The organism is Streptomyces sp. NPDC001544, from assembly GCF_042894285.1.
GTDB lineage: Bacteria > Actinomycetota > Actinomycetes > Streptomycetales > Streptomycetaceae > Streptomyces.
Genome location: NZ_JBIAVN010000001.1, coordinates 348,223 through 361,592, shown reverse-complemented (window position 1 = coordinate 361,592; position 13,370 = coordinate 348,223). Strand labels below are relative to the sequence as shown.

Annotated in this window: 11 protein-coding genes; 1 reads left to right on the top strand and 10 read right to left on the bottom strand. The window is 72.1% G+C overall.

All coding sequences use genetic code 11. The features are described 5' to 3' along the window. Positions 1–13 precede the first annotated feature (13 nt). Together ACFY0F_RS01590 and lepA are read right to left on the bottom strand one after the other, a co-directional pair. Positions 14–1,888 carry an AMP-dependent synthetase/ligase gene (locus tag ACFY0F_RS01590; RefSeq protein ID WP_388787227.1) on the bottom strand — a complete coding sequence of 625 codons (1,875 nt, stop codon included), beginning with the start codon at positions 1,886–1,888 and terminating at the stop codon, positions 14–16. 260 nt (positions 1,889–2,148) lie between these two features. After that, on the bottom strand, positions 2,149–4,017 hold the full coding sequence (gene lepA / locus ACFY0F_RS01585; RefSeq protein ID WP_388787224.1) for a translation elongation factor 4: 1,869 nt from the start codon (positions 4,015–4,017) through the stop codon (positions 2,149–2,151). A gap of 220 nt (positions 4,018–4,237) precedes the next feature. Between lepA and rpsT the strand changes: the two genes are divergently transcribed. Further along, positions 4,238–4,504 carry a 30S ribosomal protein S20 gene (gene rpsT, locus ACFY0F_RS01580; protein WP_196462792.1) on the top strand — a complete coding sequence of 89 codons (267 nt, stop codon included), beginning with the start codon at positions 4,238–4,240 and terminating at the stop codon, positions 4,502–4,504. 223 nt (positions 4,505–4,727) lie between these two features. On the opposite strand, the gene holA is transcribed toward rpsT, so the two are convergent. The 8 genes from holA to ACFY0F_RS01540 form a co-directional block, all read right to left on the bottom strand. Then, on the bottom strand, positions 4,728–5,717 hold the full coding sequence (gene holA / locus ACFY0F_RS01575; RefSeq protein WP_388787221.1) for a DNA polymerase III subunit delta: 990 nt from the start codon (positions 5,715–5,717) through the stop codon (positions 4,728–4,730). Positions 5,718–5,774: 57 nt separating this feature from the next. Continuing rightward, positions 5,775–6,020, bottom strand: a complete 246-nt coding sequence (locus ACFY0F_RS01570) for a hypothetical protein (RefSeq protein ID WP_388787219.1) — start codon at positions 6,018–6,020, stop codon at positions 5,775–5,777. Positions 6,021–6,043: 23 nt separating this feature from the next. Continuing rightward, complete coding sequence (locus tag ACFY0F_RS01565; RefSeq protein ID WP_388787217.1) at positions 6,044–6,925, bottom strand: YceI family protein; 882 nt, start codon at positions 6,923–6,925, stop codon at positions 6,044–6,046. A gap of 153 nt (positions 6,926–7,078) precedes the next feature. Next, a complete protein-coding gene (locus tag ACFY0F_RS01560; RefSeq protein WP_388787214.1) occupies positions 7,079–7,885 on the bottom strand; it encodes an arylamine N-acetyltransferase in 807 nt (268 codons plus the stop codon). 4 nt (positions 7,886–7,889) lie between these two features. After that, a complete protein-coding gene (locus ACFY0F_RS01555; RefSeq protein ID WP_388787212.1) occupies positions 7,890–10,475 on the bottom strand; it encodes a ComEC/Rec2 family competence protein in 2,586 nt (861 codons plus the stop codon). Then, positions 10,472–11,602: a helix-hairpin-helix domain-containing protein gene (locus ACFY0F_RS01550; RefSeq protein WP_388787209.1), complete on the bottom strand. Its 1,131-nt coding sequence runs from the start codon at positions 11,600–11,602 to the stop codon at positions 10,472–10,474. Before ACFY0F_RS01550 ends, ACFY0F_RS01555 begins: the two co-directional genes overlap by 4 nt. Before the next feature lie 114 nt (positions 11,603–11,716). Beyond that, a complete protein-coding gene (locus ACFY0F_RS01545; protein WP_388787207.1) occupies positions 11,717–12,562 on the bottom strand; it encodes a DegV family protein in 846 nt (281 codons plus the stop codon). Between the two features lie 72 nt (positions 12,563–12,634). Further along, complete coding sequence (locus ACFY0F_RS01540; RefSeq protein ID WP_388787204.1) at positions 12,635–13,369, bottom strand: hypothetical protein; 735 nt, start codon at positions 13,367–13,369, stop codon at positions 12,635–12,637. Position 13,370 lies beyond the last annotated feature (1 nt).

Genomic DNA, 13,370 nt, shown 5'->3' with positions numbered 1-13,370 from the left:
GCCCCCCATGGGCTCACGCCTCTCGTGAGCCCGCGTACATCTCGTCGATGAGGTGCTTGTACTCCCGCTCCACCACCGGCCGCTTCAGCTTCAGGCTGGGGGTGATCTCACCGTGCTCGACGTCGAGGTCGCGCGGCAGGAGCCGGAACTTCTTGATGGTCTGCCAGCGCTGGAGGCCGGAGTTGAGCTGCTGGACGTAGCCGTCGACCATCTCGACGGTGGCCGGGGCGGCGACGACCTCGGCGTACGACCTGCCCTCCAGGCCGTTCTCCTTCGCCCACTCGAGGATCGAGGGCTCGTCGAGGGCGATGAGGGCGGTGCAGAAGTTCCGGTCGGCGCCGTGCACCAGGATGTTGGAGACGTACGGGCACACGGCCTTGAACTGGCCCTCGACCTCGGCCGGCGCGATGTACTTGCCGCCCGAGGTCTTGATCAGGTCCTTCTTGCGGTCGGTGATGCGCAGATAGCCGTCGGGCGACAGCTCGCCGATGTCGCCGGTGTGGAACCAGCCGTCCGACTCCAGGACCTCGGCGGTCTTCTCGGGCAGCCCGTGGTAGCCCTCCATGATGCCCGGGCCGCGCAGCAGGATCTCCCCGTCGTCCGCGATGCGCACCTCCGTGCCGGGCAGCGGCTTGCCGACCGTGCCGGTGCGGTAGGCCTCGCCGGGGTTGACGAAGGAGGCCGCGGAGGACTCCGTGAGGCCGTAGCCCTCCAGGATGTGGATGCCGGCGCCGGCGAAGAAGTAGCCGATCTCGGGGGCGAGGGCCGCGCTGCCCGAGATACAGGCGCGCAGCCGGCCGCCGAAGGCCTCGCGGATCTTGGCGTAGACGAGCGCGTCGGCGACCTTGTGCTTGGCTCCGAGACCGAAGGGCACGGAGTGGGTGCCGGTGCGGCGGAAGTTGTCCTGCGAGACCTTGGCGTACTCGCGGGCGACCTCGGCGGCCCACTGGAAGATCTTGTACTTGGCCGGTCCGCCGGCCCGGGCCTTGGCGGCGACCCCGTTGTACACCTTCTCGAAGATCCGCGGGACGGCAGCCATGTAGGTCGGCTGCACCACCGGCAGCTGCTCGATGATCTTGTCGACGCGGCCGTCGACGGCGGTGACGTGCCCGACCTCGATCTGCCCGGAGGTGAGCACCTTGCCGAAGACGTGGGCGAGCGGCAGCCACAGGTACTGCACGTCCTCGGGGCCGAGCAGCCCGGTCGCGGCGATCGCCTTCGCCATGTACGACCAGTTGTCGTGCGGGAGGCGGACGCCCTTGGGGCGGCCGGTGGTGCCGGAGGTGTAGATCAGCGTCGCGAGCTGGTCCTTGGTGATCGCACCGACCCGCTCCTTGATCAGCTCCGGGTGCTTCTCCAGGTACGCGGCACCGCGCTCCTCGAGCTCGGCGAGGGTGAGCACCCAGTCGCCGGTCTCGACGCCCGCCGGGTCGATGACGACCACGTGGTGCAGCTCGGGCAGCTCGGCGCGCTTCTCCACCGCCTTGGCGAGCTGGTCGGCGTTCTCCGCGATGAGCACCCGGCTCTCGGAGTCGGAGAGGATGAAGGCCGACTCGTCGGCGTTGGTCTGCGGGTAGACGGTGGTGGTGGCGGCGCCGGCGCACATGATGCCGAGGTCGGCGAGGATCCACTCGATACGGGTGGAGGAGGCGAGCGCCACCCGCTGCTCGGGCTGCACACCCAGTTCGATGAGACCGGCCGCGATCGCGTGGACGCGCTCGGCGGCCTGCGCCCAGCTCAGCGACTTCCAGTCGTCGGGGCCCTGGCCCGAGGCGGACGGTACGGGGTGGCGGTACGCCTCGGCGTCCGGTGTCGCGTCGACGCGTTCCAGGAAGAGTGCCGCGACGGACGGCGGACGGTTCTCGATCAGTGTCTGTGTGTCGCTCACGACATCCTCCGGGGCCCGCGACGGCGCGGCTGTCAGTTGCGGCTGGGTTCACTCACGAACGCGGTTCGGCCACTTGTTTAACTCGTGAGTAACTATCGAGCAGGGATCAGAGTAAAGCGCTACGGGCCGACGCGTAAGGGGCTGCGGCCTGTCACTTCGTCCACACAGCGACACTATGCGCACCCAGGGGCCCGCCGCGCTTTCGTACGACGAGCCCCTGTTGCACCTGATATGCCGACGCCACTCGGCGCTACCGGCGGTTACTTCTTGGCCTTGCCCGATCCCGCGCTGTCATCGCTGGAGAGGACCGCGATGAAGGCCTCCTGCGGAACCTCCACGGAACCCACCATCTTCATCCGCTTCTTGCCTTCCTTCTGCTTCTCCAGCAGTTTCCGCTTGCGGGAGATGTCACCGCCGTAGCACTTGGCGAGGACGTCCTTGCGGATGGCGCGGATGGTCTCGCGGGCGATGACCCGGGAGCCGATGGCGGCCTGGACGGGGACCTCGAAGGCCTGCCGCGGGATCAGTTCCTTCAGCTTGGCCACCAGCCGCACGCCGTACGCGTACGCCTGGTCCCGGTGGGTGATCGCCGAGAAGGCGTCCACCTTGTCGCCGTGCAGCAGGATGTCGACCTTCACGAGCTGGGAGGTCTGCTCGCCGGTGGGCTCGTAGTCCAGGGAGGCGTAACCGCGTGTCTTGGACTTCAACTGGTCGAAGAAGTCGAAGACGATCTCGGCGAGCGGGAGCGTGTAGCGGATCTCGACCCGGTCCTCGGAGAGGTAGTCCATGCCGAGCAGGGTGCCGCGCCGGGTCTGGCACAGCTCCATGATCGAGCCGATGAACTCGGTGGGCGCCAGGATCGTGGCCCGCACGACCGGCTCGTAGACCTCGCTGATCTTCCCCTCGGGGAACTCGCTCGGGTTGGTGACGGTGTGCTCGCTGCCGTCCTCCATGACCACGCGGTAGACCACGTTGGGCGCGGTGGCGATCAGGTCGAGCCCGAACTCGCGCTCCAGGCGCTCGCGGATCACGTCGAGGTGCAGCAGGCCGAGGAAGCCGACGCGGAAGCCGAAGCCGAGGGCGGCGGAGGTCTCCGGTTCGTAGACCAGGGCGGCGTCGTTGAGCTGGAGCTTGTCGAGGGCCTCGCGCAGCTCGGGGTAGTCGGAGCCGTCCAGCGGATACAGACCGGAGAAGACCATCGGCTTGGGGTCCTTGTACCCGCCGAGGGGCTCCGTGGCGCCCTTGCTCTGGCTGGTGACGGTGTCACCGACCTTGGACTGGCGGACGTCCTTCACACCGGTGATCAGATAGCCCACCTCGCCGACGCCGAGGCCGTCGGCGGGGAGCATCTCGGGCGAGTTGGTGCCGATCTCCAGCAGCTCGTGGGTGGCGCCGGTGGACATCATCCTGATGCGCTCGCGCTTGTTGAGCTGGCCGTCGATGACACGGACGTAGGTCACGACGCCCCGGTAGGAGTCGTAGACCGAGTCGAAGATCATGGCGCGCGCGGGCGCGTCCTTGACGCCGACCGGCGGGGGGATCTCGGCGACGACCTTGTCGAGCAGCGCCTCCACGCCGAGTCCGGTCTTGGCGGAGACCTTGAGCACGTCGCCGGGGTCGCAGCCGACCAGGTTGGCGAGCTCCTCGGCGAACTTCTCCGGCTGGGCGGCCGGCAGGTCGATCTTGTTGAGCACCGGGATGATGGTGAGGTCGTTCTCCATCGCCAGGTACAGGTTGGCGAGGGTCTGGGCCTCGATGCCCTGGGCGGCGTCCACGAGGAGGATGGTCCCCTCGCAGGCGGCGAGCGACCGCGAGACCTCGTAGGTGAAGTCGACGTGCCCCGGGGTGTCGATCATGTTGAGGATGTGCGTGTTGCCTGGGTCGTGGGTGGGAGCCCACGGCAGACGCACCGCCTGGGACTTGATCGTGATACCGCGCTCACGCTCGATGTCCATCCGGTCGAGGTACTGAGCACGCATCTGCCGCTGCTCGACCACACCGGTCAGCTGGAGCATCCGGTCGGCGAGCGTGGACTTGCCGTGGTCGATGTGCGCGATGATGCAGAAGTTGCGGATCAGAGCCGGGTCGGTACGGCTCGGCTCGGGCACATGGTTAGGGGTCGCGGGCACGCAGGGTCCTGTCTCTTGAGGCGCCTTATGCCTCGGGTCGGATCGATACGTAGTCTCCATGGTCCCACGGGCGGGGACCTGCGACCGGTTTGGGCCACTCGATGGGCCGCTGGTAGGCTGGGTGGCTGTGTCTCATGCCCTCTCTGCGCGAGGCACGACCCAAGAAATCACCGGCACGGGACCTTCGCGGCCCTGTGCCAGAACCTGAAAAGGCTCATTCGTGGCGAACATCAAGTCCCAGATCAAGCGGATCAAGACCAACGAGAAGGCCCGGCTGCGCAACAAGGCCGTCAAGTCCTCCCTGAAGACCGCGATCCGCAAGGCCCGCGAGGCCGCTGCCGCGGGTGACGTCGAGAAGGCCACCGAGTACCAGCGCGCTGCCGCGCGTCAGCTCGACAAGGCCGTCTCGAAGGGCGTCATCCACAAGAACCAGGCCGCCAACAAGAAGTCGGCGCTGGCCGCCAAGGTCACGTCCCTCAAGGGCTGAACCAGTTCTTTGATCTGACCGCCGGAAGGACCCAGAGCGGGCCCTCTCTCATCCGCTCCCGACCGGCACCCCGGGATCCGCGCGCGGCCTGCGTTCGCCACGCGGGCGCGGATCCGACAACAGCTCGAACCGAAGGCCCCACCGCTTCTCCCTTCCCCAGGGTGCGCGGTGGGGCCTTCGGCCTGTCCGGGCTGTCCGGGCCGTCCGCTGTGAGGCCGGGCGGTTATCCGCGTCCCCGGGACCGGGCCGCCCGTGCGATGGTGACGACCGCCTTCTCCAGGGCGTACTCGGGGTCGTCTCCCCCGCCCTTCACCCCCGCGTCCGCCTCGGCCACCGCCCGCAGGGCGACCGCCACCCCGTCCGGTGTCCAGCCCCTCATCTGCTGCCGCACCCGGTCGATCTTCCAGGGCGGCATGCCCAGCTCCCGCGCGAGATCGGCCGGGCGGCCGCCCCGCGCGGACGACAGCTTCCCGATCGCCCGCACGCCCTGCGCCAGCGCGCTGGTGATGAGCACCGGGGCGACTCCGGTGGCCAGCGACCATCTGAGCGCCTCCAGGGCCTCTGCCGTCCGCCCCTCGACCGCCCGGTCCGCGACCGTGAAGCTGGAGGCCTCGGCCCGCCCGGTGTAGTAACGCCCGACGACCGCCTCGTCGATGGTCCCCTCGACATCGGCGATCAGCTGCGACACCGCCGACGCCAGTTCCCGCAGGTCGCTGCCGATCGCGTCCACCAGGGCCTGGCACGCCTCGGGCGTCGCCGACCGTCCGGACGCCCGGAACTCGCCCCGCACGAACGCCAGCCGGTCCGCCGGCTTGGTCATCTTCGGGCACGCCACCTCCCGCGCCCCCGCCTTGCGCGCGGCGTCGAGCAGCCCCTTGCCCTTCGCGCCGCCCGCGTGCAGCAGCACGAGGGTGATCTCCTCCGCGGGCGACCCGAGGTACGCCTTCACGTCCTTGACCGTGTCGGCCGACAGATCCTGGGCGTTGCGCACGACCACCACCTTGCGCTCCGCGAAGAGCGAGGGGCTGGTCAGCTCGGCGAGCGTGCCGGGCTGCAACTGGTCGGGAGTCAGGTCCCGTACGTCCGTGTCGGCGTCGGCGGCCCTGGCGGCGGCCACCACCTCCTGCACGGCACGGTCGAGCAGGAGGTCCTCCTGGCCCACGGCAAGCGTCACGGGGGCGAGAGGGTCGTCGTTCGCAGTCTTCCTGGCCATCGCGACAAGCATCCCACGCACCACCGACAACGGCCCGGGGCCGGCCCCGCGGGCCTCCTACGGCTCCTCGCGCCAGCCGTCCCACTCGCCGGCCAGCGCGTCGAGCTCCTCCGCGTCCAGCCGCTCCTCCTCGTCCCGCAGGACGAGGAGCCACTGCGCGTCCTCGGCGTCGTCCTCACCGGCGAGGGCGTCCCGCACGGGCCGCGGCTCCTCCGTCACGCCGAACCGCTCCACGAGCGCCTCCGCCACCTCCTCGGCGGCATCGCGGTCGGGCAGCACCAGCACATGTCTCACATCGCTCACCGGGCCATTGTCCGCGGGCCCGCTCAGGACTTGGGCACCACCTGCACGTCGAGCTCGATCGCGATGGTGGGGCCGACCACCGCGATGCCCCGGGCGAGCATCGACTGCCAGCTGACGGTGAAGTCGTCGCGGTGCAGCTCGGTGACGGCCCGGCAGGCCGCCCGCGCCTCGCCCTCCATGCCGTTGCCGAGCCCCAGGTAGTCCACGTCGAGCGTGACCGTGCGCGTGACCCCGTGCAGCGACAGGGCCCCGGTGACGGCCCACTTGCCACCGCCCTTGTGCACGAAGCGGTCGCTGTAGAACTCCAGGACCGGGAAGCTGCCGACATCGAGGAAGTCCGCCGAGCGCAGGTGGTCGTCGCGCATCCGGACGTTGGTGTCGATGGAGGACGCGTCGATCACCACGTGCATGGCGGACCGCTCCATCGGATCGGCGATCCGCACCACGCCGGCGAACGTGTTGAACCGCCCGTGGACCCGGGCCAGTCCGATGTGCCGGGCGACGAACGCGATCGAGGAATGGGTCGGGTCGATCTCCCAGTCACCCGGCGCCGGCAGCTCCGGTGGCTGGGCGATCGGCATGATCACATCGCCGAGCGAGGTCAGCGAGCCCTCACCGACCGTGACGGTCGCCCGGTAGGGCGCGTACCCCTCGGCCGAGACCGCGAGCCGGTATTCGCCCGCCGGGACCGTCGTCACGAAGGATCCGTACGGATCCGTCCCGCCGCTGACGACCACACGGCCCATGGCGTCGCTGACCGTGAACTCGGCTTGCGGCACAGGGGCGTTGACCGGATCGAGCACCCGGCAGCCCAGCACCCCGGCGCTGGGCGGCGTCCGGAGCGACGCGAGGGGACCCGTCCACGGCGTCCGGTTGGTCCGGCTTCCCAGCAAGCGGCCCATCATCACGACCCCCCTGTGCGGCTTGTCCTGGTTCGTTGATCCGTTGACGAAGACGCATTCGACCACCAGTGAGGCTTTCGATGCAACATGTGTCCAGCTCGAAGGAAACAAGCGGTTCCGCTGGAACTACGCACGGCTGGCACTTTTCTGGCCCTTTTATCCCGACCGCCCGAACTTCCGCGGGGTCGGCACCCGCGTCAACTCGATTCCGAACCTCCGCCGGTACACACCGAGCACCTCCTCGTCCGTGGTCAGCCGGCACACGTCACGCGACCCGTCCGCGGAGGTCACCGTCAGGCTGCGGCCGCTCAGTGTGATCCGCCCTCCGTCCTCCGTGATCCGTGAGCAGACCAGGGACCGGGTGAAGTGCGACTGCGGCGAGGTGCTGTGCCACCAGGCCCCGGCGACGAAGTCACCGAGCGCCCGGGGCCGCGTCTCCAGACGGTACTGGGGCTTGCCGTCCCGCAAGACGTCCAGGTCGGCGGCCTCCTCCGGCCCGGCCGCCCGGATCCGGAACACGCCGCCGGGGTCCGCCTGCTCGCCCCGTTCCCCGAGCGCCAGCGGATGGTGGCTGTGCGCCCCGAACCCGACGTCGGCGAGCCACGCACCGCCGTCCACCGTCCCCACCCGCAGCGCCAGGTGGTCGTACGGGATCCCCAGCCGGCCCTCGTCCCCGAACACCCGCCCCGCGAGCAGGCCGACGTCGAAGCCCAGCGCGGTGAGCAACGCCCCGAAGGCCCCGTTCAGTTCGTAACAGAACCCGCCCCGCCGCTCCCCCACCAGCTTGTCCACGAGCCGCGTCTCCTCCAGCACGATCTCCTCTCCGAGGTGCACCGACAGGTTCTCGAAGGGCACGGTGCGCAGATGCGCGAGATGCAGCTCACGCAGTGCCCCGGCGGTGGGCCGCGCCGGGCGCGCGGTCCCGAGGCGGCGGAGATAGGCGTCGACCTGTGCGGAGTTCATGCCCTCAGTCTCCCGCCACCCGCACCTCCCCGTCCGCCCCGCCCGTGCCGGCGACGGCCAGCGCCCCGTCCCGGTCCGTGCGCAGCACCAACGCGCCCTCGTCCCGCAGCGCCCGCACGGTGCGGGGAGCCGGGTGGCCGTAGGGGTTGTCGGCACCGCAGCTGATGAGCGCGATCCTGGGGGCGACCAGGCGTATCAGGTCGGGGTCCTGGTTGGCGGAGCCGTGATGGGCGACCTTGAGGACATCGACACGGCCCAGCCCGGCCGCCGCCACGGATCTCGACAGCGCCTGCTGGGACGGGGGTTCCAGGTCCCCGAGCAGCAGCATCCGCAGCCCGGCCGACCGGACGAGCAGGGCCACGCTGGCGTCGTTGGGCCCGTCCGGTTCCGGTACCGGGCGAGGCGGGGGCCACAGCACCCGCCAGGACAGCGGGCCGGTCCGCCGCTGCTCCCCGGCGACCGCGTGGGTGACGGGGATGCTCCGTTCGGCCGCCTCCCTGCGTACAAAACCTGCCTGGTCGGCGGGCTCTTCGAAGCCGGTCGTCTCGATCTCGCCCACCGACCGCCCGCGCAGCACACCGGGCAGACCCGAGACATGGTCGGCGTGGAAGTGGGTCAGCACGACCAGCGGGATCCGGGTGATCCCCAGCCGCCGCAGACAGTGGTCGACCAGGGCCGGGTCGGGCCCGGCGTCCACCACCACCCCGGTGCCGCCGCCCGCCGCGAGCACCGTGGCGTCGCCCTGCCCCACGTCGCACATCGCCAGCCGCCAGCCGGGCGGCGGCCAGCCCGTGATCACCCGGGTCAGCGGCGCCGGCCGTACCACGGCCAGCAGGAGCAGCAGCCCGCAGACGCCGCACCACCACGGGTGCCGCAGCAGCCGCCGCCCGAGGAGTACGACGGCCACCGTGACGGCGACGAGCAGCAGTGCCCCGGTCCAGCTGCCCGGCCAGTCGACCCCCGCGCCGGGGAGCCCGGCCCCGCCCCGGGCCACACCCGCGATCCATCCGGCCGGCCATCCGGCCAGCCAGGCCAGCGCCTTCGCCAGGGGCATGGCCACCGGCGCGGTCGCCAGCGCCGCGAAGCCCAGTACCGTGGCGGGGGCGACCGCGACCTCCGCCAGCAGATTGCACGGCACCGCCACCAGGCTCACCCGGGCCGACAGCACGGCGACGACCGGCGCGCACACGGCCTGGGCGGCGGCAGCGGCGGCCAGCGCCTCGGCGAGCCGTGCCGGTACCCCGCGCCGCCGCAGTGCCGCCCCGAAGCGGGGCGCCAGCGTGAGCAGGGCGCCGGTGGCGAGCACGGAGAGCAGGAAGCCGTAACCGCGGGCCAGCCAGGGGTCGTACAGGACCAGCAGCAGCACGGCCGTCGCCAGCGCCGGAACCAGCGATCTACGACGTCCCGTGGCCAGGGCGAGCAGGGCGACGGTGCCGCAGGCGGCGGCCCGCAGCACGCTCGGGTCCGGCCGGCACACGACGACGAAGCCGAGCGTGAGCACCGCCGCGAGCAGCGCGGTCGCCCGCAGGGAGAGGCCGAGACGCGGTGCCAGTCCACTGCGTTCGGCCCGCTGGGCCAGTCCGGGCGGTCCGATGAGCAGCGCGAGCAGGATGGTGAGGTTGCTGCCGGAGACGGCCAGGGTGTGCGCCAGGTCCGTCTGCCGGAAGGCGTCGTCCAGTTCGGGCGTGATCCGCGAGGTGTCCCCGACGACCAGCCCGGGCAGCAGCGCCCGGGCGTCGCCCGGCAGCCCGTCGGTGGCGTCACGCAGCCCGGCCCGCAGCCGTCCCGCCAGCCGCTGCGGGCCGTTCGGCCTCCCCACGACCTCCGGCGCCCACCCGTCCCGCACCCGGAGCACGGCCGCCGTCCGGTCCCCGCCCGCCGCCCCCGGTGCCAGCCGGCCGCTCACCCTGAGCCGGGTCGAGGGCAGCAGCCCGAGCCAGGCCGCCCGCACGCCCGTCGCCCGTTCCCCGGGAGTCCCGCGCGGCTCCGGCGCCCCCGCGTCGACGATCACCAGCACCGGTGTCCGTGTCACCGCCACCGTCCCGTCGGACGTCTCGACGCGCCGCACCTCGGCGTGGACCAGTACGGCGACCGGGGCCGCGTGGTCGCCGGTGACCCGGGGTCTGCTGAGCCGGGGATCGGAGCCGACCTCGATCTCGGCGGTCACCGTGGCGTACTGCCGGGCCAGCGCGGGCACCGGCCCGCGCCGCAGGTCCGCCCCGTGCAGTCCGGCGGAGACGGCCGCCGCGGCCACGCACAGGAGCACGGCGGCGACCGTGACGCGTGACCAGCCGGACGGCGAGTCCCTGGCCGGCGCTCTCCCGGACAGCAGCAGCACCCCCGTGACCAGGCAGGCGGCGGCGATGCCCACGGTCCAGCCCGGCGGGGCGTCCAGTGCGAGCGCGGCCGTGGCCCAGGCGGCGAGCGCGGGTGGTACGAGGCGCAGGTCCGTCGGGCCCTCCTGCCGCGGGTGTGCGGCACCCAGCCGTTTCCCGGAGGCCTCGTGGACGGCCCGGCGGGCGGAGCGGGGCGTGGGGCGGTCGCCGTCGGACAGCGCGACGGCGCTCGGCGGGGCGGGCGCCCGGCTCATGGCCGTACCAGGTTCCGCAGGTCGGCGAAGCGCCGGGCGCCGATTCCGTTGACCTGGCGCAGCTCGTCGACCGAACGGAAGCCACCGTGCCGGGTGCGGTAGTCGATGATGTGCTGGGCCAGCACGGGGCCGACGCCGGGGAGGGCGTCGAACTGGTCCGCGGTGGCCGTGTTGAGGGAGACCGGCACCGCAGGGCCGGCTCCCGCCGGTGCGCCCGCCGCGCCGGGCCCCGGGGCGGCGCCGGCAGCGGGTTCCGGCGCCGGTGCGGGGCCTCCGACGACGACCTGTTCGCCGTCCACGAGGAAGCGGGCCTGGTTGAGACCCCCGGTGCCGGCGCCCGGGCGTACCCCGCCTGCCGCTCGGAGCGCGTCGGCGACCCGTGAGCCGGCCGGCAGGCGATGGATTCCGGGGTGGCGGACCTTGCCGCTGACGTCGACCACGATCTGTGTCCCGGTTGCCGGAACAGCCGCGGCGCCGGCCCGGGATGTGGCCGGCCGGTTCTGCCCGTGGCCGCCGCCGCGCCCGGGTTCCGTGTCCTTGGCGTACGGGGCCTCGGCCCCCACCACCTGGGGTGCGCTGACGGACTGGGTGCGGGCCGCCCAGAAGTGCTGCGCCGCGAACACGGCGGCGACGGCCAGCAGTACCGACAGCGCCACCACGCCCCGCCGCTCCAGACCGCACCGCGTCTGCAGCCACAGCGGCATCCGCTCCCGCACCGCGAGCGCGGCACGCTCCCGCCAGTCGGGGACCACCGGCTCCTCTTCGGCACCGCCCCTCGCGATGTGCAGGGGGCCCAGGCCGGCGGCCATGGCGGCCGGCGCCGTACGCGTCCCCTCAGCGGGGACCGTCCCGGGCCCCGGGCTCGGTTCCCACACCGTGCCCATCCCGCTCACTGTGCCGGCCCGGGGCTGCTCCGGTGGGGGGCCGTGTCCCGACTCGCCTGGTTGCCGGGCGGTTTCGGCGAAGAGCAGTTCCGCACGGCGGCGCAGTTCTTCCGCCGGTGCGTGGCGGTGCCGGGCGGAACGCCGGGCGGGGGAACGGCGGTGCCGGGTGCGGCTGTCGGAAGCGGGGGCGCGGCCGGGGCCACTGGTCGCGGTCGATGGGCGTGAAGGGGTTCGAAGTGCCATGCGACGAGGATCCGACATCCCGTCATCTGGCGATGATCTTGCTCGATTTCCGTGGACGACCGGTCGGTTGTGGAAAACCGCGCCACCCTTAGGGATGAAAAAGCTGACGGGACGTCATCGCGGGGAGACCACGGCCCCCAGCAGCCCGGGTCCGGTGTGCGCCCCGATCACCGCGCCGACCTCGCTCACATGCAGATCGGCCAGCCCCGGCACACGTGCCCGGAGCCGTTCCGCGAGAGCCGAGGCACGGTCGGGGGCGGCGAGGTGGTGGACGGCGATGTCCACCTCGGCACTGCCCGCCCGTTCCGCCGCGATCTCCTCGAGGCGGGCGATCGCCTTCGACGCCGTCCGGACCTTCTCCAGGAGTTCGATGCGTCCGTCGTCCAGCTGCAGCAGCGGTTTGACCGCGAGCGCGGAGCCCAGCAGTGCCTGCGCGGCACCGATACGACCGCCCCTGCGCAGATAGTCGAGCGTGTCGACGTAGAAGTAGGCGGCGGTGCCCTCGGCCCGTTTCTCCGCCGCGGTGACGGCCTCGTCCACGGTGCCGCCGGCCTCCGCCGCCTCGGCCGCGGCGAGAGCGCAGAAGCCGAGGGCCATCGCGACCATCCCCGTGTCCACCACCCGCACCGGCACCTGCGCCTCGCGCGCAGCGACGACGGCGGCGTCGTACGTACCCGACAGCTCGGCGGAGAGATGGAGGGAGACGATACCGGTGGCGCCGGACTCGGCGACCTTGCGGTAGGTCTCCGCGAACACCTGGGGGCTGGGACGCGAGGTGGTGACGGCGCGCCGCTTCTGCAGGGCCTGGGCCAGGGAACGGGTGGAGATGTCGGTGCCCTCTTCGAGCGCCTGGTCGCCGAGGACCACGGTCAGGGGTACCGCGGTGATGCCGTGGCGCTCCATCGTCCGCTGCGGCAGGTAGGCCGTTGAATCGGTGACGATAGCGACATGGCAGGACATGACCTGGAGGTTACCTGTCGTAGCGTCCGTGCGGCAGACCGGCCCCGGCGACCCGGGCCGCCGTCCGCCGGATCAAGTGGTGCTCTCCGGGCGGGTCTTCTTCTGCCAGGCGTACGTCTGGCGCCGGCCGGGCGGGGTGAGCGACGGCCGGGCCGGCTCCTCGGCGGTGCCGGGCCGAGGGGGCTCCGGCCAGGTCTGCTGTGCGGTCCGGTCCTCGTCGGCCGGGGCGTCGGGCCACGGCGGCGGCATGGTCGGGGACTGCGCACGCGTCCAGTGCCGCAGCGCTCCGGTCTCGACGTCGATCTGGGCGCTCAGCGTGTCGAGGTCGTCCTCGGCGAAGCGGTGCGCCCGGTCCCGGGCGGCCCAGCGCAGGGAGTCGGCGGACCGGGTGATCCGCTCGGTGCGGCTGCGCAGTTCGGGCAGGCGCTCGGCGAGCGTGGCACGGTCCGGCTCCGACTCCAGGCGCCTGAGTTCGTCGTCCAGTTCGTGCCCGTGCACACTGAGCCGCTCGAAGAGGCCGAGGGACTCCTTCAGCGACTCGTCCTCCACGGCACCGGCCTGCAACGCGTCCTGGGTGGCGCGCATCGAGGTGCGCAGGCCGAGCCGGAGCTGCGCGATCTCACCGGCCGGGCCGGGCTGCGCGAAGGACTTGGCGCGCAGGGTGTGGTCCTCGACGGTGCGGCGGGCCTGGGTGATCGTGCGGTCGACACCGCGCTTGGCCGCACCGATCACCTTGACCGTGGCGTACGCGCCGAGGACGACGAACAGCAGGAAGAGCAGGGCGAAGACTGCGACGACTGCTTCCACG

Excerpts from the sequence above, each read along its gene's own strand:
- ACFY0F_RS01555 (WP_388787212.1), bottom strand. The coding sequence starts at position 10,475 with ATGAGCCGGGCGCCCGCCCCGCCGAGCGCCGTCGCGCTGTCCGACGGC.
- ACFY0F_RS01550 (WP_388787209.1), bottom strand. The coding sequence starts at position 11,602 with ATGGCACTTCGAACCCCTTCACGCCCATCGACCGCGACCAGTGGCCCC.
- ACFY0F_RS01565 (WP_388787217.1), bottom strand. The coding sequence starts at position 6,925 with ATGATGGGCCGCTTGCTGGGAAGCCGGACCAACCGGACGCCGTGGACG.
- ACFY0F_RS01560 (WP_388787214.1), bottom strand. The coding sequence starts at position 7,885 with ATGAACTCCGCACAGGTCGACGCCTATCTCCGCCGCCTCGGGACCGCG.
- ACFY0F_RS01545 (WP_388787207.1), bottom strand. The coding sequence starts at position 12,562 with ATGTCCTGCCATGTCGCTATCGTCACCGATTCAACGGCCTACCTGCCG.
- holA (WP_388787221.1), bottom strand. The coding sequence starts at position 5,717 with ATGGCCAGGAAGACTGCGAACGACGACCCTCTCGCCCCCGTGACGCTT.